The sequence below is a fragment of the Kluyvera sichuanensis genome (genome assembly GCF_014218705.1).
Classification (GTDB): domain Bacteria; phylum Pseudomonadota; class Gammaproteobacteria; order Enterobacterales; family Enterobacteriaceae; genus Kluyvera; species Kluyvera sichuanensis.
The window spans coordinates 46,933-68,604 of sequence record NZ_JABBJF010000021.1 but is presented as its reverse complement, the minus strand read 5'-3'; the positions used below and the strand labels follow the sequence as shown (position 1 = coordinate 68,604).

Genomic DNA, 21,672 nt, shown 5'->3' with positions numbered 1-21,672 from the left:
AGTGAGTAAAACCATTCGTGTGGTCGGCGTCGACCCTTCAATGAGCAACTTTGGCCTGGCGATTGGCACGCTGGATCTGGAAACGGATAAGCTGGACATTCATGGCCTGACATTGGTGGAAACCAAAGCTGGCGGCAACAAGAAGACGGTTCGCGTAAACAGCGACGATCTGCGCCGCGCTAACGAAATCTGGCGCACCGCCAAGCCCATAATCGAACAGGCCCATATGGTGTTTTGTGAACTTCCGGTTGGTAGCCAGTCCAGTCGCGCACAAACCTCATACGGCATCTGCATTGGCGTACTGGCGTGCGTGGATAAGCCACTGATACAGGTCACGCCAAACGAGATTAAGCACTATGTCGGGAATAAGCTGACCACGTCGAAGGAAGAGATCATTCAGTGGGCTACGCAGAAGCAGCCAAACGCCCCGTGGTTGCGCCGGAAGCAATCTGGTAAGGAAGTGCTGGTGAATAAAAACGAGCACCTTGCGGACGCTGTCGCGTCGATTTACACCGGTATGCAAACTGATCAATTCCGTCAGGTTCGCGATGTTCTTGCAGGAATTTTATAAGTCGGTAATTGATAGGTAAGTACTTATCTATTAACATGAGGCCACTATATTTAGTGGCCTTTTTTATTGGGTGATACATGATAAGCATCGTAAAACGTAACGGTTCCACTGAGCCGTTGTCAGAGGAAAAATACAACCGCGTTGTGATGTGGGGAGTCGAAAACATTCGCAACGTTAGCGCGTCTGCTGTCGCTATGGGCGCTGCTGCCAGCATTTTCGACGGAATGACCACCTGCCAGCTGCATGAGGCGCTGGTGAAGTCCGCTGCCGATCTGATCTCTCCGGAAACCCCGAACTACTCGCAGGTTGCCGCGCGACTGAGCCTGTTCAAGATCCGCAAGGACGCCTTCGGCCAGTATGACTACCCGAATTTCTACAATCACATCGTCAGCAACGTCAGTCGTGGCGTTTACGATGAAGACCTTCTCAAGTACTACTCTCAGGAAGAAATTGCCGAGCTGGGCGTGTACATCAAGCCTAAGCGCGACGAATACTTCGGCTATGCCGCCACCGTGCAGCTGGCGAGCAAGTATCTCGTTCAAAACCGTGTAACTGGCGCTATCTACGAAGGGCCACAGCAACTCTACATGCTGGTCGGCATGTGCCTGTTCCAGAATTGGGAAGATGGCTGCGCCGGTAAGACGCGTCTGGAGATGGTTAAGGGCTTCTACGATGTGACCAGTACATTCAAGCTGTCTCTGCCAACGCCAATTATGGCCGGCGTGCGCACCCCTACTCGCCAGTTCTCCAGCTGCGTGCTGATTGAAGCTGCTGATAGTCTGAAAGGGATTAGCGCTGCGTCTTCCGCAATCATCGACTACGTGTCACGTCGCGCGGGCATTGGTATTGGTTTTGGGCGTCTGCGTGCGCTGGGCAGTGAGATCCGCAATGGCGAGGCCACCCACACTGGCGTTATTCCATTCCTGAAACACTTCCAGACGGCGGTGAAATCCTGCTCTCAGGGCGGTGTTCGCGGCGGCGCTGCTACAGCGTTCTATCCGATCTGGCACTTGGAAGTTGAAAGTCTGCTGGTGCTGAAAAACAACCGTGGCATTGAAGAGAACCGCGTTCGTCATCTCGACTATGGCGTGATGATCAACCGTCTGATGTATCGCCGCCTGGTGCGCAACGAAAACATTACGCTGTTCAGCCCACACGATGTGCCGGGCCTGTACGACGCGTTCTTTGTTGATCAGGACAAGTTCGAAGAGCTGTACCTGAAGTACGAAGCCGACGAGAGCATCCGTAAGAAATCTATCCCGGCCGTCGACCTGTTCTCTACGCTGATGCAGGAGCGTGCCTCCACTGGTCGTGTTTATATTGCCAACGTCGACCACATGAACGATCACGGCGCATTCGTTCCGGAAATTGCACCGGTACACCAGTCCAATCTCTGTATGGAGATCACGCTACCGACCAAGCCACTGGCGTTCACTGACGATCCGAACGGGGAAATCGCGCTTTGCACCCTGTCTGCGTTCAACCTGGGTGCGATCCGCACGCTGGACTCACTGAAAGACGTGGCGTTTTACGCTGTGGCGGCACTGGACTCTCTGCTCGACTATCAGGACTACCCGATGGCTGCTGCAGAAATCCCGGCTAAAGCTCGTCGTAGTCTGGGTATTGGCGTGACCAACTTTGCTTACTATCTGGCGAAGAACGGCTTTAACTACTCTGACGCTGCGGGCAACCAGCTGGTTCATGAGACCTTCGAAGCCATTCAGTACTACCTGCTCGATGCGAGCTGCCGACTGGCCGAAGCGAAAGGTGCATGTGACTGGTTCTCCCACACCAAATACGCACAGGGCCAGCTGCCAGTCGACCACTATCGCAAAACGCTGGATACCAACCCGGAGACCTCTTTCGAGCTGAAAATGCCGTGGGAAGAGCTGCGTGGCCGTATCCGTGAGCATGGTCTGCGTAACTCAACTCTGACCGCTCAAATGCCGTGTGAGACGTCCAGCCAGATCACCAACTCCACCAATGGTATTGAGCCGCCCCGCGGCCCGGTGTCCGTGAAGTCTTCCAAAGACGGCATCGTGAAGATGGTCGTTCCGGACTTCGCTCAACTGAAAGACCAGTACGAGTACCTGTGGGATATGCCGGATAACCGCGGCTATCTGACTAAGGTGGCCATCATTCAGAAGTTCTTCGATCAGGCCATCTCTGCGAACACCAACTACGACCCGACTCGCTTCCCTGGCGACAAGGTTCCAATGATGAAGCTGCTGGAAGATCTGCTGTTTGCGTATCAGCAAGGTGTGAAGACGCTTTATTACCACAACACGCGTGATGGCGCTGGTAAGCGTGATGACGACGATCAGGTGTCAGACCCTTCCGCTGCGGAGGTTGTTGAGCCAGAAGATGAGTGCGATGGCGCGTGCAAAATCTGATGAGCGTGGGGAGAAATCCCCACCTTTTCATTGAGTTGAGCACCTTGTTTAAACCAATAAGATAACAATTTGTTTAAAGCCATTTGATAACATTCAGAGGGAAACACATGACTTATTCTACTTTCCGTTTGGGCGCTAACGACGCAACGAAGGAACCTATGTTCCTCGGCCAGTCTGTCAACGTAGCACGCTACGATCAGCAAAAGTACCGTGACTTCGAAAAGCTGATTGAGAAACAACTTTCGTTCTTCTGGCGCCCTGAAGAAGTCGACATTACCACTGACCGCATCGACTTCAATACCAAGCTGCAAGAGCACGAGCGCCATATTTTCCTGAGCAACCTGCGTTACCAGACGCTGTTGGATTCCGTTCAGGGTCGCAGTCCTAACGCAACACTGCTGCCGCTGATCTCCATTCCTGAGCTGGAGACATGGGTCGAGACCTGGTCGTTCTCCGAGACGATTCACAGCCGCAGCTATACGCACATTATCCGCGGTATGGTGGATGACCCGAGCATCGTTTTCGACGGCATCGTCACGGACGAAGAGATCATCAGCCGGGCTGTAAGCATCTCAAGCGAATATGACAGACTGTACGAAATGACCTGCGCTCGCCAGCATCTTGGCGAAGACGAATTTGAACGGCTTTATGTCAGCGAGTTTGATGGCAAGCCCTACCCTCTCCAGCGCCAGCTGTTCCGAACACTGGTGTCGGTGAATGCACTGGAGGCGATTCGCTTCTACGTGAGCTTTGCGTGTACGTTCGCCTTTGGTGAGCGGAAGCTGCTGGAGGGCAACACGAAGATCATGCGCTTTATCGCGCGCGACGAGACTCTGCATTGCGAAGGTACTGAACGCATGATCCGCTTTATGCGTACCGGTCGTGAAGGTCTGATGTGGAAGATGATTGCCGCAGAAGAAGAGAGCTTCATCTATCAGACCATGATGGATGTGGCCGGGCAGGAAATGCGCTGGGCTGACTATCTGTTTAAAGACGGCTCAATGATTGGCTTGAATGCCGACATCCTCAAAAGCTATGTGAAATACCGCACCAACCTGGCAATGCGTCGTCTTGGGCTGCGACCGCTGTTCCCGGAAATCAAAGACGATCCACTGGTATGGATGAACAAATGGCTGCTGTCAGACACCCTGCAGATCGCTCCGCAGGAAGCTGAACAAAGCAACTACCTCGTTGGCCAGATTGACTCCGCTGTCGATCGCTCCGGCCTGAGCCAGTTCGCAGACCTTTAAGCCGAGTTTAACCACTTTGTGGCCTGGCGCTGCTGGGTCACAATTGACGTATCAAATGAAGTCCAAAGGAAAGAAAGAAGACATGAAATTTACGAAACTGACCGATCATCTGAAACTTGCCGCAGACAAACTCGTGGGATTTAAGCCAGAGCCTTACGAGTTGAATCCCGGTTTTGGCAAGGCAACGGAAAGCATCTACCTGATGGTTGACCAGTTCCACACACTGTTTCAGCACCCACGCCGTGCCATTTCAGATCCGGCACTACTGCGTCTGCGTGCCAAGCTGATCCACGAAGAAGCTGTTACCGAGGGCATCCCGGCAGCTAAAAACGGGGACATGACGGCGCTGCTGGATGCGATGGCTGACTTCCTTTACGTGGGCGTCGGCACAATGGTGGCCATCAAAGGCGGTATCTCTACAGGCATGAGCTACTACACCCAAGAGCAGAGTGTTGATCGCTTCATCCACACCATCATGGTTCCAGGCAACACGGTCTTTGACGACATGGCCATCCCGTTTGAAGAAGCAAAAGAAGCTGCATTAATGCTGAATGCGCTGGCTGACAAACTCGAAGCGAAGCCGATTAGCGATTCCGAATTGGTGCAGGAGCTGCGCCGCGTGATGAATAAAATCTACGTTGCCTGCATGATGACCTACCGCCTGGCTGATTTTCTCGGTATCGATATTGTTGAGCTGGTGGCAGAAATCCATCGTTCCAACATGACCAAGCTGTGGCCGGCTGACGCCGAAGAGCGTCGTGTGGCGGTAGAGAATTGCAAATACGACAAGGAAGATCTGGGCTTCCGCCACGCTGAAGGGACTGACATGATGATTGGCTTCAGAGTTTCTGATGGCAAGATCCTCAAATCCCCAACCTACAGCGATGTGGATCTGACTCGCTTTGTTGAGAAGGCGAAAGCCTCATCTCTTTACGAGATGGTAAAAAAATAATTGTAAGTATCTACTTATCATTATATATTGCCTGGGCGTGTTTTATTGTCCAAGTTCTTAATTGCTCATTGCAATGGTGGCCTAAGAGCCACCATTTTTTTACTCCCCTCCTAGCCTTACACACTTCTGACAGATAAACTTGTATAAAATAATATGTATGTACTTACCTATCTTGTGTGAGGTTGATTTTGTCTATCCTACTGAATCGAGACTTTACGAACGGTCAGTTTGCCAGTGGTTCGTATGCCAAAGTGGTTGAAACGGTGCTCAACACTGGCGTTCACGCGGGTGATCGCACCGGAACCGGCACAAAAAGCGTTTCATATGTCCCTTCCTACTACATGCTGACGGGAGGCTCTGTTCCACTTATCTCCGGAAAAGCCGTCAACCTGAAGCCGTTACTGGTTGAGCTGGAGTGGTATCTCAAAGGAACGGGCAACATCCAGTTCCTGAAAGACAATGGCGTCAAAATCTGGGATGCCTGGGCTGATGAAAATGGCGATTTAGGCCCGGTCTATGGCAAACAATGGCGTCGGTGGGAAGATACCCGCATCGTGAGCCATAGCGAGTATTTGAGCAAAATCGACACGTTCCGTGAGCGCGGGTACAAGGTCGAGGGGTATCTGGGCGTAAGTGAAGATCGCGTTGTGTTGTCCCGTGAAATTGATCAGCTACAGCGTATCGTTGACACGCTTCGCACCAACCCTACAGATCGTCGCATCCTGCTGAATGCCTGGAATGTTGGCGAACTGGAAGATATGAAGCTGCCGCCATGCCATTTCGTGTTTTCACTGTGGAGTCGCGAGCTGGACTTTGAGACCCGACTGACTATGGCCACCGACATTGGCATTCAGCACAACCGCCACGGCCACGAGTCTATTTACACCCAGATGCTGTGTCTTCTGGAAAGAGATGGCGGCATTACTGAGAACATGCTGGACGAGCTGGGCATCCCGAAACGCATTCTGAACTCATGCCTGGTGCAGCGCAGCGTCGATACCTTTGTTGGTATGCCGTTCAACATCGCCGGTTACGGCATTCTCACCCACTTCCTCGCGAAGATCACCGGCCACATGGCTGGCGCATTCGTGCATTTTGGCTTTGACGTTCATCTCTACGACAACCACATGGAAGGCGTTGAGGAACTGATGAAGCGCGAGCCGCCCAATGAGTCCGACCCGGTTGTCATCTTCCCGCATGAATGGGCCGAACTGGACGACTTCAAATGGGAAGGTGTGCAGGTGTGCGGCTACAGCCCTCTTCCGTGGATCAAGGTTCCAGTGGCGGTGTGATATGGCCAGAGGGATGTATGTGTTGTGTGAAATTGAAGGTGTGCTGGCGAGAGCCAGCCATCGCAAAGCAGTGTCTGATGCGGATGCAGGCGCTCTCATTGCCGGTGATGAACTCATCTTTCCCACCAGCTGTTACCAACGGTGCAAAACTGATCCACCCCAGCGGTTGAAAATTGATCCAGGGGTTAATCTGCTCCTCTGAATACAGGGGAGCTTATGATCACTTTTGAGATTCGTATGGAAATTAAAGTCCTGCACAAGCGGGGAATGAGTATCCGGGCCATTGCCAGGGAGCTGGGTATTTCGCGCAATACTGTCCGCAGCCACCTGAAAGCCAAATCTGAAAAGCCGCAGTATTCACCACGCCCGGCACCATCATCACTGCTCGATGAATACCGTGATTACATCTCTAAGCGGATCAGCGATGCGCATCCCTACAAAATCCCGGCGACCGTTATTGCCAGGGAAATCATGGAGCTGGGCTATCGTGGAGGGCTTACTATCCTGAGAGAGTTCATCCGTAAACAGACCCTGCCAGCACAGGCAGAACCGGTCGTTCGCTTCGAAACCGAGCCCGGACGGCAGATGCAGGTTGACTGGGGGACCATGCGAAACGGCAAGTCACCCCTGCATGTGTTCGTCGCTGTTCTGGGATACAGCAGAATGCTTTACATCGAGTTCACCGACAACATGCGCTACGACACGCTGGAAGCCTGTCACCGCAATGCGTTCAGCTTCTTCGGCGGTGTACCGCAGGAAGTCCTGTACGACAATATGAAAACGGTGGTGCTGCAGCGTGATGCTTACCAGACCGGGCAGCACCGGTTCCATCCTTCCCTGTGGCAGTTCGGCAAAGAGATGGGCTTCTCTCCCCGCCTGTGCCGTCCCTTCAGGGCGCAGACTAAAGGCAAGGTGGAGAGGATGGTGCAGTACGCCCGCAACAGCTTCTATATCCCGTTAATGACACGCCTGCGTCCGATGGGGATCACCGTCGATGTTGAAACCGCAAACCGTTACGGCCTGCGCTGGCTGTACGATGTGGCCAATCAACGTAAGCATGAAACTATCCAGACCCGCCCCTGCGATCGCTGGGTGGAGGAACAGCAATCCATGCTGGCACTGCCACCGGAGAAAAAACAGTATGACGTGCAGGTTGATGAAAGCCTGATGACCTTCGACAGGCAGCCGTTGCATCATCCGCTCTCCATCTATGACACGTTCTGCAGAGGAGCCGCATGATGGTCGAACTGCAACATCAACGGCTGATGGTGCTTGCCGAACAGCTCCAGCTGGACAGTCTTATCGGCGCAGCGCCGGCGCTGTCGCAACAGGCGGTGGATCAGGAATGGAGCTACATGGACTTCCTGGAGCACCTGTTACATGAGGAGAAACTGGCCCGGCATCAGCGTAAACAGGCGATGTACACGCGGATGGCAGCCTTCCCGGCGGTAAAGACGTTCGAGGAGTACGACTTCACCTTCGCCACCGGCGCTCCTCAGAAGCAAATCCAGTCGCTGCGATCCCTGAGCTTCATAGAGCGTAACGAAAACATCGTGTTGCTGGGGCCATCGGGCGTGGGAAAAACGCATCTGGCGATAGCCATGGGCTACGAAGCAGTACGGGCGGGCATCAAGGTTCGCTTCACAACAGCAGCGGACCTGCTGCTACAGCTGTCCACTTCACAGCGTCAGGGCCGTTACAAAACGACTCTCAATCGTGGTGTCATGGCCCCGAAGCTGCTTATCATCGATGAAATAGGTTATCTGCCGTTCAGTCAGGAGGAAGCCAAGCTGTTCTTCCAGGTCATCGCCAAACGTTACGAGAAGAGCGCGATGATCCTGACCTCCAACCTGCCGTTCGGGCAGTGGGATCAGACGTTCGCCGGTGATGCAGCGCTGACATCGGCGATGCTGGACCGGATCTTACATCACTCACACGTCGTGCAAATAAAAGGGGAAAGCTATCGACTGAAGCAGAAACGAAAGGCCGGGGTTATAGCTGAAGCTAATCCTGAGTAAACAAGGTGGATCAATATTAAACCGTTGGTGGTGGCGGTAAGTGGATCACTTTTTACCCGTTGTTGACACCAGCCGCATGTTGCGTGGTTTTGCTCGCTCCGGTGCTGAAGTGGTGCTTATCAGTAGTCGTCCGGAAGCGCTCGAAGGCCCAACCAAACGCTGGCTGAAGGACTTCGGCATTGATTATGACTGGCTCCACCTTGTTCCGCGCGGTGTCAGTTTTGAAACCCATATCAAGCGCACGCTGGCAGAGCACAAAGGCGACTTACTTATCGCCGCACTGGTTCATGATCCGCGTCTGCGTTCTGCGCTGGCAGATTCTCACCAGCGACCAACCATCTATGAGGTAAGCCAATGAAGATGATTGCAGCTGTCGGCCGCAACTATGAAATCGGCATTGGCAACGAACTTCCCTGGTGTTGCCCGACCGATCTGAAACTGTTCAAACAACTCACCAAAAACGCCACTGTCGTGATGGGACGCAAGACGATGGAAAGTCTCAAGCGCCCGCTGCCAGAGCGCCATAACCTCGTTTTGACGCGCTCTCGTGGGTATATCCCCAATGGGTTCTACCCCGCTGGCATCGATGACGTTTTGAGACTGCCAGATCCGGTCTGGGTGATTGGTGGCGGGCAGATTTACTCGCTCTTTATGCCACACGTAGAAGAGATCTGGCTGTCGCATATTGGCGTGGATGTGCCGGGCGCGGATGCGTTCTTCCCGGCGCCAATGATGCGTTCTTTAGGGTTCGTACCAGTCGAAACGGCTTATACCCAACGTGCAAATGAGGATGAGCCTGGCTTTTTGCAGATCGTATACAGAAGGTCGTAATGGATTACCGGATTGGAATCACTGGCGCACAGGGCAGTGGAAAAACAACCCTGGCAAGGTACATCGATGCGCATTATGGCATTCCGTATGTGGATGCCGGCGTTGGCAAGCTGATGGGCAGTCTGGGGGTGAAGGTTGGCGAGCGTTTGCCCCTTTACGAACGTCTTCAGGTTCAGATGGAGATTGCCAGACATATCGAGATGATCACCCGCGGCGTTGAAGGTTTTGTTATCGACCGCACGCCAGCCGATGTCATGGCTTATACGCTTGACCTGGTCGGCCAGACCAACGAAGACCGCTGCATCGAGCTGGCTCTCGACATTGAGCAGTTTTGCCACAAAGCGGCCATTTCCAACTTCAATGCTATCGCGGGTCTTCGCCCGGGCGTTGAGCTTTCCAGCAAAGATCTCGCGCGTCCCCAGCGAGGATCGCTTGACCGTCTCTATGTTGCTCGCATCGATGCACTTATGTGCGGTGAGCTGACGAAAATCAACACGCTTCCCCAAACCGGCGATCTGCAGGTGTTCGTTATCTCTGAAAAGTGCCGCACGGTTGAAGCGCGAGCCAGATCGGTATTGCGAGTGCTGGACAGAGCCGCTGAAAACATCGAGCGCCGTATAACAGGACGAGTGACCTTCCACTGAATATTGCTCCCCTGTTGGGCAGTGTGACAATAAGACACGCGAAATGAATCGAGGAAAAACAGAATGATAGATGAACTTCCCCTCTCGGATGAATTAGATCGTAAAGCGATTGAAGCACTGATCCGCATTGCTGACGAACAATCCCGCTCTTTGATGAGTGAACGTGAAGCACGTCTGGCTATCCGCGCAGTGTTTGAGTCCGTTCAAGGGCTTGTTGGGGAAGAGGTTGGCGAAGCCATCAATGTGGCGATGTCGCAGTTCAATGGCGGCACCAAGCGCCCTCTGTTTCCTATGCACCTCAAACTCTCAGGCGGTACGGTTTTGTACGTGTCCGTCTGCCTGGAGACCAACCAAATCCAGATCCTCAACACATCAACGGGCGAATGGCGCGAGCCGGTCGTCTGCGAAAGTGGCGAGGACGCACTGAAAAAGGCTGCTCAGTTTGTGCGTGGCGCACTGCTGAAAGGCGCGAAGAAGCTGTAAGGAGTACCAATGACCACGATTGTCGGTGGCGTCGATATTGAGTCCACAGGGCTGGACTTCACATCCGGCCACAAAATTATCGAAATCGCGATAACCCGTTATGAACTGGAAACCCAGAAGCACATCGACAGCCTTGAGATGCGCTTCAACCCGCGTCGCAGTATCGATCCGAAGGCTCAGGCAGTGCATGGCATTTCACTGGAAGATCTGGCGACGGAACCGCTACTGGCTGACCACGCAGGCAAGATTGCTGCGTACATGGGCGCATGTAGCGCGTTAGTCGCCCATAACGGAGAGGCTTTTGACCTTCCGTTCATTCGCCACGAGTTCGGTAGCTATGGGGTGAAATTGCCAGATATCCCTCTGGTTGACTCCATGCTGGATGGCTTGTGGGCTACCGAGGATGGGAAGCGCCCACGCCTGGAAGAGCTGGCGTTCTCACTTGGGTTCACTTACGACCGTGAGAAGGCCCATAGTGCTCTCTACGATACTGATCTGATGATGCAGTGTTTCTTCAAAGCCCGAGAGAAATACGGCTTCTTCAAACTCCCATTCGAAAGCGCCTGATGGCGCTTTTTCTTTGCCTTCAGTTCTTCTAACTGCCTGTAATTATGACTTTTCCGCCTGATAGGTTTTGACAAAATACGCTCAACCAAAACGCGGAAACGCACCAACAAAAACATAAGGAGTTAAAAATGAGCGCAGTTACAAACACTGTTAAAAACGATGACCTGGACGAACTGACTGCAATGTTGCAATCTCTCGACGAACCAGTGCAGAAAGCTGCGAAAACGAGCGGTGTCGACGAGATCGACGATCTTCTCTCTGGTCTGGATGATGCAATCGCAAAACCAGTCGAGGCGGTGGCGGATGAAGTCATGAATGCCAGCTCTACCGGCGATCTGAGTAGCATTCTGGAAGAGCTTGAGATTGAGCACGAATCGGTGAAGGTCGAGGAACCAGAGCGTGACCTTGTTGCGGAGATAGTGAACGAGCCAGCGCCTGAACTTGACGCTCGAAGTACTGAGACTACCGGTACAGATCCAACCCCTTTACCTTCAGTGGCGTCAGAGCCTAAACCTGAAGAAGAGCAGCCAAAACGCCAGAAGGCAAAATCAGAGCGTACCACGGCCAAACCTCGCTTCACGCTGGAAGGTAAGGACGAATCGTTCTATGCGACAGCCGGTCTGGAAAGTGAGAGCTTTACTGCCGCATTCGAAGGGGCGCCAGTCAAAGCGAAAGACAAGATCTTAAACCTTTTGAACTGGTTTAGTGGTGGGCCGGAAATCAGCGTCTACACGGTAATCGCAATGCGCCATATCCTTGACGCGAACACGGCGACCAGCAATAGCATTAAACTGGCGCTAATGAGCAACCCGGAGAAACCATATCCGCTCAACACCGCTTCGACTCAGGCTGGCCAGATGATGGCTGTGTTTCCAGCTACTGGCATTGCCACCAGGGAAGGTGGAAATCTAACCCTTAATAAAGAGTCGCCGATCGTCAAAAAATTCATAGCGGAGTATTCCATTGGATGATGTTCCCCTACCCGATCTAAAGCCCCTGAGAGCTTTAGGACGCTGGGTAAGCTAATCGCATACCCAGCATCGATAAAACGCGCCAGAGAGCTTCCCGTTTGCGGATCTGGCGCGTTCTTCTTTGTTTGCTATTCGTTGGATTAAATGAAAAAATAGGTAAGTGTTTACCTATCAAAGCAAAGTAATGATCGCAGCCGAAAAAATCAAAAAGCGAGAGCGTGATGCCTCTCTTCGCGACCTTTGGCGCACACCGCAGTGGTTGTTTGTCGCCATCCAACGTTACATAGGCGTAAAGTTCGATGTGGACGTCGCCTGCAACAAAGATAATGCTCTCCTGCCGAACTTTATCGGTGTTGAGCGTGATGCGCTCAAGTGCAGCTGGGGAGAACCTGGCACTGTGGCGTTCCTTAACCCGCCCTACTCCAAAATCACCCCCTGGATAGACGCAGCCATCCGCGAGCAGGCGCGTGGAGTGACGACGGTCATGTTGATACCACAATCCCTCGATACGCAGTGGTACGAGCGTGCGGCTGAATGCGCCAACGAAACCGTCATCTTGTCTGGCGGCCGTGTTGCGTTCGTTGAGCCGGATGTTGAACTTGGGCTGGTGGAGGTGAACATCAACCCTGGTGGCAGCATGTTGCTTATCTTCCGTGGCTACTGTCAGGAAGCTGGGCACACCATCAGCAAGATACCGCTGGCGGTGATGAAAAAGCTGGGTGGTTATGATCCTGCCAATGTTGTCAGGAAGAAGAGACCACGTAAAAAGGCAGCGTAAACACCAGTCTGGGAGTTAGTTTGAGAACCTGCTTCCGTATATATAAATAACTAAGTACTAATTATTAATATATACAGACGCAGGCTTTTTAAGACGTGATTTCCAAACAACTCCCAGACCGTTTTACACCTCCAGAACCCACTGGAACCCCTCTTCAGACGCTCTAGAATCGATTTTATGAACCACAGTAAGGAAAACTATCATGGTATACCCGACGAACGTCGTAGCGCTCGTTGAGAGCGATTTTCTGGCCAAAGTGCGCGACATGATGAAAGATCGCGATAAGGCTTTCAGTCTCTACGAATGGTCGCTCAAATGTCTTCATTCAGGCGAGCACAAAGAGCTGGTGGAGCAGCTGTTAGGGGAACTCATCAATGAGGTGTTTGCCCTGAACGTCCAGCTTCATGGTCGAGAAAATAATCAATCGAAATAATCGGTAAGTACTTACCATTTAAAACGCAGATCGCCAGTGATAAAATCCACTCGCTTTCCGGATTGATTCCGGCAGCTCGACCTGATGGGTGGGGGATAGCGTCACTGGCGTCAGGTTTAAAAAAGCTCACTACCAGCGTAGAACCGGCACCGCTTAGGGGTTGGGGAAGGGGGAACCAAAGTGAGCGGAGAGAAGGGTCACTTTATGATTGTCGAGTCTGGAGTATTTCGAGAGGTTGAATCCAGTACTCCCCTTCATAAAGTGTGGGAAGATCTCGGTTCTGGGGTGCTGTCATCCATAACTTCCCAAGCCTAAGCTGGCAGTAGACTTAGGTCATAACTTTTCAGGTTATGTAACGACCAGGTTGGTGAGGAGATTTTGTACTCACCTCCCTGGGAGAGTATTACCTGAAAAGACAACCTCTCACTTCGTTCGAGGTGAACTTCACTCACTTCGTTCGTTCAGTTCAGGTTTTATTAAAACCTGTTCTGGGAAGTAAGTTTTTCTTTTCTAATAAAAATTTTTAATATTTACACGCACGCGTGCGCACACGCGCGAGGGAAAAAATCGCGCATCGTAATGTCTTCAATGTGCCAAGAGCGGACATTATCGATGGTATATGTAAAACGTGAACATGCGTTGATTGTATAATTTAGCTGTCACTTAATTATTGGATAACTAACACAAGTATGGCCGTTGCTTATAGCATACATTTGGTTTCCCTTAAGATTTACAAATGGAAATGTCGTATACTCATAATTTATAGAGGTCATATTAAATGTAAGGAATTTATCTTCAAGATCTAATTTTGTTGAGTGGGCAGGGTATGTTCCTTCATTTTTCATTGTGATAATAAACCCGATAGGGAAAAAATGTAAAGCACAAATAAATGCCACATGTCCTTCGTTCATAAATGCTACACTTTGAGCGGATATGTGCATTCTGTGTGGGTAAAACCAGTAGTAAATATCATGAGTTTCCTCAAAACTTGGATTATTACCCAAAACATAATCCTTTAAAGGTGTATAGAAGAGGCTGTGTACGGGTTCTTTTTTACAATCTTCAACTGAAGTTGCTGATAGCACGTGTCCAATCATAGCCTTAGTGAAAGATATGCTATCAAAAGGTATTCTAATGAATGGATATACATTCGTACCATTCATATATTGACTCAACTGTTCTTTAAAGGAGTTTGCTACATTTTCAATTGCAACATCGAACCCACCTAACACCTTATTGTTGCAGTGACTGCAAATAGTTCTGAAATAAGATCCGTTTTTAGCATTTAACGGTTTAACTGGTTCCTGAGCATTAAAAAATTCGCTAACTGTTTTCTGAAGGACAGGACCTAAGGTTATGGCGCACTTTGGAGGGACATGATCCTTTGTGAGCAAGTCAAATTTTCCACAAATATTGCAATAACCTTTAGTAATGCCATTGTGCTTCCATCGTTCACTAATTTTTGTCATTTTTATTCCTTCAGTAACATAAGCTATCTATACCTTTTTTAATCCTATCAAAGATACAACTTAACGTCTGGAAAATGATAATGTTTACCTAAGTAATACAATTAACTTCAACGCGTAACAGTCATCTTCTCGCTCACAGTGGATCTTCAGCCCGTTAAGCCCGACCGCGTCGAGTAATATGCGGACAGATTGTAGTGCTAACTGCATTGTAACTGTGAGATTTCACCATCGATGGCTTCTATAACCTGTTTATAGCGCAGCATGACCTCTTCATGAATCATCATTAATCCGCGGCCGTACTTTGTGGCTAGGATGGTGTATCTTTTCAGGTGTGCAAGATGCTCTTTGTTGCCAGTAATGTCACTTGCAACCTGCGTGGAGTCCAGCCGTTCGATAAGTGCATTATTACCGCGATAGGAATCAATTAGGCTTCTTGCGCTTGTATAAAAAGCCACAATTTTTGAGAGTGTTTCTCTATGAACTTCAGGTAGGGATGCCGAGTTGGCTTCATAGAACGTGAAGTAGTTTTGAGTAATGGGGAAAATGTTATCGAACGGTGAGTTCTGGTCGTATTTTTTGAGTTCTTCTGCCATTCTGGCCTGATACAGTTTAATCAGTGAGTCTATTTCCTCTCTGACACCCAATAGCGTTGTTATACGCTTCTCTCTGGCCGCTGTTGCCTGCTGTTTTGCTTGCTGTTTCACCTGAGTTGTCACTCCTAGCATCGTGAAAAAGCCACCTAAAAGAGCTGCTAAAAATGCGGAGATGAGGTCTGAATTTTCGTGCCAGAAGGCTAGCATGGCTAAAATTCCATTGGGTTAAATTATGTATATTTAACCACATAATGATACGAAGATACCTTCCGAAATGTTGCCATGAACTCATCTGTTGTCGCCTGGCTGGTGACGTGACCGGGTATTAGCACCGTGCTCTCTCGCTATCTAGGGTTTGGTCCAATCCGCTCTCAAAGCCGATCTAATGAACGGCCTACTATGATCGCCGTCTACTCCGCATCTGATATGCCTCACAAGCGTGATATTGGATTTTTGTCACAAAGTAATAAGTAAGCATTTACCTATCATTTTAAATCAGGTATCTTACCGTTCGTCAGGATGACGAAGTACCGGTTAGGTACTGTTCCAGGATGGAACGCCAAAAGGCGGCTGGCCAAGCCAGCCGCAACTCTTTCTGACACTGAATGGAATCCAAATGGCACGTCAAACGCCTTTCACTTCTTTCAATAAACGTCCCCGTTCAATTCGCCTGGTTCTGGCCGAGCTGTTTAGCGGTCGTGTTTCTGCACGCCTTGCGGAACTGGAAGAACGAGTGTTTGAGCTGGAGAAGCGCATTGATGCGCAAGCTACCGCCATAGCAAATCTGGGTGCGACAGTAGGCATGGGGAAGGTGCGTGATTCCGTCGCCTCTCGTGTGTTGCGTGAATCCCAGGCACACAAGGACAGTTCTTATGGAAAATTTTCAACGAAATCGACTGAAGCCAATGGCCTACGGAGTAATTTTAGCAACCCTGGCAGCGGTAGCCGTACCAACCGGTCAGAGTCTGTTGATGACGGACACAACTACTTCCACCACAACCTTGCAGACGACACCCCTGCCAGAACGACCTCCTGTCTCTCTGGATGGGATGCTGCTGGACACGATTCCAGCTCGACCTGCAACTCCGGATCTTCCTTCTGCTGTGACTGAGGCTATTGCATGAAATGGAGCTTCCAGAAAGTCACCGCGATGATTGTTGGCCTCGCCATTTTTCTGATTGGCGGCTGGATCATGAATCTGGTGAAACTCGTGAACAGTGGCGATCTTCAGTTTGATGCCGGAATGACACTTGCGCGTGTCGTGGGCATTTTCGTTGTTCCGGTGGGCAGCATTCTCTGGTTCTTTTGATGCCAAATCTCTTTTCGGCACTGTTAAAACAAATTGTTTAGCCAATCAACCAATGAGAGTTAACAACAAGGGCCACTGACGGCCCTTTTTACACTGAATGGAGAATGTATGTTTGAGGCAACTGCACACACTCCCACCACTACAGGCTTACACGCCAAACCATCGATGACCAGTCAGGAGATCGCCGAAATGGTCGGCAGTCGCCATGACAGCGTAAAACGCACCATTGAAAGACTCGCTAAATCCGGCGTTATTACTTTTCCACCATTGGTGGAAAAGCCCACTGCCGGGCGTCCGGCTACGTTTTACTTGTTCGAAGCCGAACAGGGTAAACGCGACAGCATCGTTGTCGTGGCGCAGCTTTCTCCTGAATTTACCGCACGCCTTGTTGATCGGTGGAGAGAGCTTGAGTCCATGTTTGCCGACCGCGGAACGCCTGCTATTCCACGTACCTATAAAGAAGCTCTGGTTCATTTGTTACACCAGGTCGAGGAAAACGAGCGTCTGGAGAAAGAGAACGAGGCGTTAGGCGTTGCACTATCTAACGCAAAACCAAAAGCCATTCTCATGGACACCATTTGCGGCACTGCTGATGAGCTTTATGGGCTGAATGAAGCTGGTCGCATTCTCGGAACGTCCGGGGCTGTTCTGGGTGCGCTGATGGACTCGCTGGGTGATGTGTACGTTAAGCGCAAATACATCACTGTTAACCGCCAGTTCCTCAAGATCTTCATTGACCGCGGATATGGCAAAAACGTTGTCATCGGAAACGGACGCAACCAGGCCAAGTTCACCTTTAAAGGACTTTGCTTTGCTGCCGTGAAGCTAATTTCTGCCGGGAAAATTACCGCCAGCGCCATTGAGTATGAGCCGTGTCGTGAGCATGTCGAACGTGAAATGAAGGAATCCAAACGTCTTCATTAACCGTCAGTGTGGGTGTCCGCCTTTACGTAGCGTTTGCCCACCTTTTCAGTCACGCCACAATAACGCAATCTAGAAAACAACTTGTTTAAAAACATAAGGAAAAAACACATGTGCGAAAAATGCAAAAAAACTAATGCCAAAGTTGAAAGCGTGATTAAAAAAGTTGGTGCGGCCGAACTGGTTGAGATCATGGGTCTTGTGGTTGGTCACGAAGACGACGCCTCCCCTATCGACCGCCTTTTCAGCGTTCTCAAGTTCTCAAGCATGATTGATGATCCGATTGAAATTGTGATGCTGGCGCGTCATTTCGGCGAAGCGTATCTGGAAGAGAAAGAACGCGCCGACAAACTTCAGGCAACGCTGGAAATGGTAAGCAAGCCGAAGTGCTCACCGGATTCAGTCAAGGCAGATGAAACCAACGCCAGCAAAGATCGCGAAATCGCCGGACTGAAGTCTTCTCTGGCGATGTTGCTGGCCGCCTTCAAACTGATGTCTTCCCAGGCTGGGTTCAAAATGCCTGATCTGAACAGCGACGATCCGATGGCCGTTCGCCAGCTGCTGGGGGCAATGGCCGACCAGCTTGACGACACCAAGAGCCGTCTTGAAGACATGATGCGCGAGCTGACCCATCGCCACGACCTGAACAAACAGCCGCACAAAACGCAGCACGTACACCACTAATTTCTCACCTGCCGACAGGGGGCGAAAGCCCCCTTTTTTACGCCTTAAATCAGCTGCAACGCCTGTGAATGCTGCTTTTACGCCTTTTCAACTTTGGGAAAATAACACCAACAAGAAAACAATTTGTTTAATGGTGCAATCATGAATACAGCCCTTTCCATCATTGACGCTATCACCCCAAACACTGATATCGACTACCGGCAGGAAATGAACGTCATCCACGAAATTGTGGCCGAGTGCGAGAAAGAGATCGCATTCATGCATCAGGTTCACGACTTCGTTTATGGCGACGAACGCCACAACATGATTAACCGCCTGCTGCGACTCAACCACCGGCCGGATGACGAGCGCACACGCTTTAACAGAGCCTGGCTGGATAAGGTCGACCTTGAATGGGTGAAACAGAATATCTGGGCCGAGTACTGGAAGAAGGTCACGGATATGACAAACGTTCTGCTGATCATGCCAGCTTCCCGCCGCGACGAGTGGCGGGAGCAGTTCATCGAGGGCAAGCAGGAGACCATCAGGACTGACAGAACCGGCTACCAGATGAAGGTTAAGGAGTTCGTTGGTGTGCCGGAGTTCAAAGCAGAAACGGTCATCCCCACGATGCTCAATCTGCTGAATGACAGGCACAAATATCTCTCTGAGCGCGTGTATGGCTTGTTTAAAGCGCTGAGTCCTGCCCACAAGACCAATAAGACGAACGGCTTTAGCGAGCGTCTGATCATCGCCAACTGCATTTCCGAGTTCTGGCGGGACAGCGTCAGCGTGAACTACCGGAAAGAGGACTACATCGACGACCTGCGCGTCATGCTTCATTTCTTCGCACACAAAGAGTTCATCACCATCAACCGCACAACTGAGATGCTATCAGCTGCGTACCGGGCAAACGACTGCCAGACCGGTGACTGGATGAATGTCGACGGAAACCTGATGCGCGTGAAGATGTTCAAGAACGGCAACGTTCACTTTGAAATACATCCTGACGTGGCCTGGAAGCTGAATGAGGTGCTGGCTTACAGTATGCCTGCAGCAATCCCGGCGCCATGCCGTACTGCACCCAAAACACGGGCACCAAAAGAGTTCGGGTTAATCCAGAAGACGATCTCCGAGCCGGTTCGTACCGCGCTGCGCGACGGGCGATTCAGCAAAGACAAAGGCGTCTGGTACTTCTCTGATTCCAACCTACAGAAGTCACAGGTGGAAGAGCTTGAGCGCACACTGAACTTCATTGGCGGCGTGCAGGAGAAAAAGCACTGGCAGTTCCCGTATGAGATCGGCCATACGCTCAATACGATTGTGGCCACCGGCTTAATACCGGATACAAAATCACACCAGTTCTACCCTACCCCACGTTTGATAGCGGAGTACGTTGCCAGAGCCATCGAGCTGAAGCTAGGTGAGAAGCTGCTGGAGCCTGAAGCCGGGCGCGGAGATCTGTTGGCCTGCATCGACGCCAATCCGGAAGACGTTACCTGCATAGAAGTCGCACCTCTCTTCGCTGATATCCTGCTTGGCAAGGGGTACACAAATACGGTCTGCTGTGACTTCATGAAGTGGTCTGAGGACAACGCAGGCTATCAGTTCGACAAAATCGTCATGAACCCGCCCTACTCTCTTGGCCGTCACAGAGAGCATACGCTGGCCGCGCTGGAGCATCTTAAAGTCGGCGGGCGACTGGTGGCTGTACTGCCGGGTGATGCGCCAGTTCTGAACTGGATGTCGCTGGATAATTACGTTTATGCCAAAGGGAAGTCGTTTACTGACGAGTTTGAAGACACCGGAATCACTGTCAGCGTATACGTTTTCAAGCGTGTAAAATGATAGGTAAATACTTACCTAATTTGTGTAAGAATAGAGCCACTTTATCAGAGGTAAACACATGAGCGAAAAATCGAGAATTACATTCGCCAGCGTTAATCAGGCGAAGCTGCCATTTAATTTAGTGCTACAGGGGAACGAAGGAACGCCTGCCGGAACCATAAAATCGACAAGGAGCTTGTGACGTTCGAAGGTAACTTTGATGAATCGGCGCAGGTTTTTATCGAACATCTGGCACGCCGTTGGAGCCAGCAGTGGAGAGACCTTGAGAAACGCGCCAATGAGTTCGACCGGTTCATGGACGCAATGGACACAGCAAAAGAGGCTCTGTCTGCCGGCACTCCGTTAGCTCTGGAGTCGCTTTTCAAAGGAGAAATGGCCTCTGCGATGTTCGCCACCATGTTCGCAGGTGAGTTCGTCCGCAGCGGCGCCAGAAACTACCTAGAGCTGGGGTACAACGTTCCTGAAATGGGCGAGTTTACCGTCACCATCCAGCGCAAAGAAGGCAAGACGCCAGGCGAACGTATCGCTGAACTTGAGGCCGTTGTTGATCAGCGTAACGGCGAGTGTGTTCGTTTGATCAACGAACGTGATGCGCTGCGCGAAGAGCAGCTAAACAAAGGCTCGAACACACGCGCGGCCGCAGACATCTACTTCCAGTTAGTTGAGGAATGCCAGATCCCACCAGGCGGCTCTTTGGTCGAGTATGTCCGCGAATTGCAGGATAAAGCAGAGAGGTGCGCGGCATGAATGATCTGCCTGTCGAGCGCGTCTCCGCTTTTGTTAAGTCCCCGCTGGATAATCCCCTCACCCGCGGTGAGCAGATGGAGCTGGCAAGGTGGTTTCTGCATATCCATGAGCAGATGGAAGTTTTTAAACAGTTGCCGGATCTGCCCATTACAGACGGCCATGTTCAGCAGGTGATTAACAGCCACGAAAAAGGCTGGGCGATGATTGTGCCGTGCAAAATTACCTACGAGCTGGCTAAGGAAGTGCAGGCTAACAGAGCAAGGAGCAAGGAAGAGTAACTATGAAGTTGGGTAATGCCGTTTCGCTGTTTTTTACAGCATTACTGGAAGGTTTCAATTATCGCTTTTGTCCGGTCTGGGATAAGGCGCTGGATACGCTTATTGAGGAAGGAACGCTGCTTGAGGTGCGAAATGGGATCGCTCTGTTTGAGCGCGATGCCCAGCTATATGAAGTGTTCGTCGGGGCTGGCTTCAACCACTTCGGGCATCTTATTAGCTTGAATACCAAAGCCATCGACGAGAGCGTCATGCGCCGTCCGTCGTTCCGTGTAATGGATAAGCTGCAACGTCATGTAAATGCCGAATTACTACGCGTAGCCAAAGAAAAAGAACGAGAGCTACAGGCGATGATTGGATCGCTTATCGCTGAGTAAATGAAGGCCACTATTGTGGCCTTTAACAATTTGTTTTCTGGTTGGTGAAATTAGTGGAACCCTAAGCGAACCAAATCCATTGGGCAGAACAGACCCTCCACACCTTCGATAGATACGCAGTCAGAACGGCGTAATTGTTCTTCTGATTTGCCTTCTCCGCAGATTTCCTTGATGACTCCCGTTGCACCATTCGTTGCCACCATCACTCGGCTGCCGGTAGTGATAGCGTTACGGTTGCGATCATAGGTCTTCATCGTTTCCTCCTTTCACATGGGTCAAATCAGGTT

24 protein-coding genes and 3 pseudogenes are annotated in these 21,672 nt (G+C 51.0%); 24 read left to right on the top strand and 3 right to left on the bottom strand.

All coding sequences use genetic code 11. The features are described from left to right. Position 1 precedes the first annotated feature (1 nt). From HII27_RS18570 to HII27_RS18500, 16 genes and pseudogenes are all read left to right on the top strand, one after another. Positions 2–571, top strand: a complete 570-nt coding sequence (locus tag HII27_RS18570) for a RuvC family protein (RefSeq protein ID WP_002214145.1) — start codon at positions 2–4, stop codon at positions 569–571. A 77-nt stretch (positions 572–648) separates the two neighbouring features. Next, positions 649–2,964: a class 1a ribonucleoside-diphosphate reductase subunit alpha gene (gene nrdA, locus HII27_RS18565; RefSeq protein WP_185669189.1), complete on the top strand. Its 2,316-nt coding sequence runs from the start codon at positions 649–651 to the stop codon at positions 2,962–2,964. A 107-nt stretch (positions 2,965–3,071) separates the two neighbouring features. Further along, complete coding sequence (nrdB, locus tag HII27_RS18560; RefSeq protein WP_104896023.1) at positions 3,072–4,214, top strand: class Ia ribonucleoside-diphosphate reductase subunit beta; 1,143 nt, start codon at positions 3,072–3,074, stop codon at positions 4,212–4,214. Between the two features lie 82 nt (positions 4,215–4,296). Next, positions 4,297–5,166 (top strand): pyrophosphohydrolase domain-containing protein, encoded by an 870-nt coding sequence (locus HII27_RS18555; RefSeq protein WP_185669188.1) that lies wholly within the window; start codon positions 4,297–4,299, stop codon positions 5,164–5,166. A gap of 188 nt (positions 5,167–5,354) precedes the next feature. After that, positions 5,355–6,458 carry a thymidylate synthase gene (locus HII27_RS18550; RefSeq protein WP_185669187.1) on the top strand — a complete coding sequence of 368 codons (1,104 nt, stop codon included), beginning with the start codon at positions 5,355–5,357 and terminating at the stop codon, positions 6,456–6,458. A gap of 19 nt (positions 6,459–6,477) precedes the next feature. Beyond that, positions 6,478–6,588 (top strand): annotated as a pseudogene (locus HII27_RS27195) (hypothetical protein); the annotation flags it as partial. A gap of 86 nt (positions 6,589–6,674) precedes the next feature. Further along, complete coding sequence (gene istA / locus HII27_RS18545) at positions 6,675–7,697, top strand: IS21-like element ISSen3 family transposase (protein WP_000627495.1); 1,023 nt, start codon at positions 6,675–6,677, stop codon at positions 7,695–7,697. Then, entirely contained in the window at positions 7,694–8,476 is a 783-nt protein-coding gene (gene istB / locus HII27_RS18540) for an IS21-like element ISSen3 family helper ATPase IstB (RefSeq protein WP_001531258.1), read from the top strand. The genes istA and istB overlap by 4 nt, the downstream gene beginning before the upstream one ends. Positions 8,477–8,534: 58 nt before the next feature. Further along, positions 8,535–8,834: pseudogene (locus HII27_RS18535) on the top strand (hypothetical protein); the annotation flags it as partial. Next, positions 8,831–9,307 carry a trimethoprim-resistant dihydrofolate reductase DfrA51 gene (gene dfrA51, locus HII27_RS18530; RefSeq protein WP_185669186.1) on the top strand — a complete coding sequence of 159 codons (477 nt, stop codon included), beginning with the start codon at positions 8,831–8,833 and terminating at the stop codon, positions 9,305–9,307. The pseudogene HII27_RS18535 and the gene dfrA51, both read left to right, overlap by 4 nt. Next, positions 9,307–9,951 carry an AAA family ATPase gene (locus tag HII27_RS18525; protein ID WP_023315988.1) on the top strand — a complete coding sequence of 215 codons (645 nt, stop codon included), beginning with the start codon at positions 9,307–9,309 and terminating at the stop codon, positions 9,949–9,951. The genes dfrA51 and HII27_RS18525 overlap by 1 nt, the downstream gene beginning before the upstream one ends. 63 nt (positions 9,952–10,014) lie before the next feature. Further along, the gene (locus HII27_RS18520; protein WP_004109992.1) at positions 10,015–10,434 is read left to right on the top strand and encodes a hypothetical protein; all 420 of its coding nucleotides are present in this window, start codon (positions 10,015–10,017) and stop codon (positions 10,432–10,434) included. Positions 10,435–10,443: 9 nt separating this feature from the next. After that, positions 10,444–11,001 carry a 3'-5' exonuclease gene (locus HII27_RS18515; protein ID WP_000208226.1) on the top strand — a complete coding sequence of 186 codons (558 nt, stop codon included), beginning with the start codon at positions 10,444–10,446 and terminating at the stop codon, positions 10,999–11,001. Between the two features lie 128 nt (positions 11,002–11,129). Further along, complete coding sequence (locus HII27_RS18510; RefSeq protein ID WP_185669185.1) at positions 11,130–11,972, top strand: hypothetical protein; 843 nt, start codon at positions 11,130–11,132, stop codon at positions 11,970–11,972. 184 nt (positions 11,973–12,156) lie between these two features. Further along, positions 12,157–12,750: a phage N-6-adenine-methyltransferase gene (locus tag HII27_RS18505; protein WP_004109976.1), complete on the top strand. Its 594-nt coding sequence runs from the start codon at positions 12,157–12,159 to the stop codon at positions 12,748–12,750. 202 nt (positions 12,751–12,952) lie between these two features. Further along, a complete protein-coding gene (locus HII27_RS18500) occupies positions 12,953–13,183 on the top strand; it encodes a hypothetical protein (protein ID WP_000262979.1) in 231 nt (76 codons plus the stop codon). A gap of 659 nt (positions 13,184–13,842) precedes the next feature. On the opposite strand, the gene HII27_RS18495 is transcribed toward HII27_RS18500, so the two are convergent. After that, complete coding sequence (locus tag HII27_RS18495) at positions 13,843–14,652, bottom strand: chaperonin (RefSeq protein ID WP_185669184.1); 810 nt, start codon at positions 14,650–14,652, stop codon at positions 13,843–13,845. A gap of 197 nt (positions 14,653–14,849) precedes the next feature. Then, positions 14,850–15,452 (bottom strand): hypothetical protein, encoded by a 603-nt coding sequence (locus HII27_RS18490; protein WP_185669183.1) that lies wholly within the window; start codon positions 15,450–15,452, stop codon positions 14,850–14,852. A gap of 409 nt (positions 15,453–15,861) precedes the next feature. Here HII27_RS18490 and HII27_RS18485 point away from each other — a divergent pair, with 409 nt between their 5' ends. The 8 genes and pseudogenes from HII27_RS18485 to HII27_RS18450 all read left to right on the top strand — a co-directional run bounded on the left by HII27_RS18485 (position 15,862) and on the right by HII27_RS18450 (position 21,385). Beyond that, complete coding sequence (locus HII27_RS18485; RefSeq protein WP_126527271.1) at positions 15,862–16,356, top strand: hypothetical protein; 495 nt, start codon at positions 15,862–15,864, stop codon at positions 16,354–16,356. 9 nt (positions 16,357–16,365) lie between these two features. After that, positions 16,366–16,554: a hypothetical protein gene (locus HII27_RS18480; protein WP_185669182.1), complete on the top strand. Its 189-nt coding sequence runs from the start codon at positions 16,366–16,368 to the stop codon at positions 16,552–16,554. A gap of 108 nt (positions 16,555–16,662) precedes the next feature. Next, positions 16,663–17,478, top strand: a complete 816-nt coding sequence (locus HII27_RS18475; protein WP_223883246.1) for a Rha family transcriptional regulator — start codon at positions 16,663–16,665, stop codon at positions 17,476–17,478. 108 nt (positions 17,479–17,586) lie between these two features. Continuing rightward, complete coding sequence (locus tag HII27_RS18470; protein WP_082236687.1) at positions 17,587–18,159, top strand: hypothetical protein; 573 nt, start codon at positions 17,587–17,589, stop codon at positions 18,157–18,159. 141 nt (positions 18,160–18,300) lie between these two features. Then, positions 18,301–19,986 (top strand): class I SAM-dependent methyltransferase, encoded by a 1,686-nt coding sequence (locus HII27_RS18465; protein ID WP_185669181.1) that lies wholly within the window; start codon positions 18,301–18,303, stop codon positions 19,984–19,986. 58 nt (positions 19,987–20,044) lie between these two features. Next, positions 20,045–20,733, top strand: a pseudogene (locus HII27_RS18460) (hypothetical protein). After that, complete coding sequence (locus HII27_RS18455) at positions 20,730–21,011, top strand: hypothetical protein (protein WP_023315997.1); 282 nt, start codon at positions 20,730–20,732, stop codon at positions 21,009–21,011. The pseudogene HII27_RS18460 and the gene HII27_RS18455 overlap by 4 nt, the downstream one beginning before the upstream one ends. A 2-nt stretch (positions 21,012–21,013) precedes the next feature. Next, entirely contained in the window at positions 21,014–21,385 is a 372-nt protein-coding gene (locus HII27_RS18450; RefSeq protein WP_000766011.1) for a hypothetical protein, read from the top strand. 50 nt (positions 21,386–21,435) lie between these two features. On the opposite strand, the gene ydfZ is transcribed toward HII27_RS18450, so the two are convergent. After that, positions 21,436–21,639: a putative selenium delivery protein YdfZ gene (gene ydfZ, locus HII27_RS18445; RefSeq protein WP_006812537.1), complete on the bottom strand. Its 204-nt coding sequence runs from the start codon at positions 21,637–21,639 to the stop codon at positions 21,436–21,438. Between the last annotated feature and the right edge of the window lie 33 nt (positions 21,640–21,672).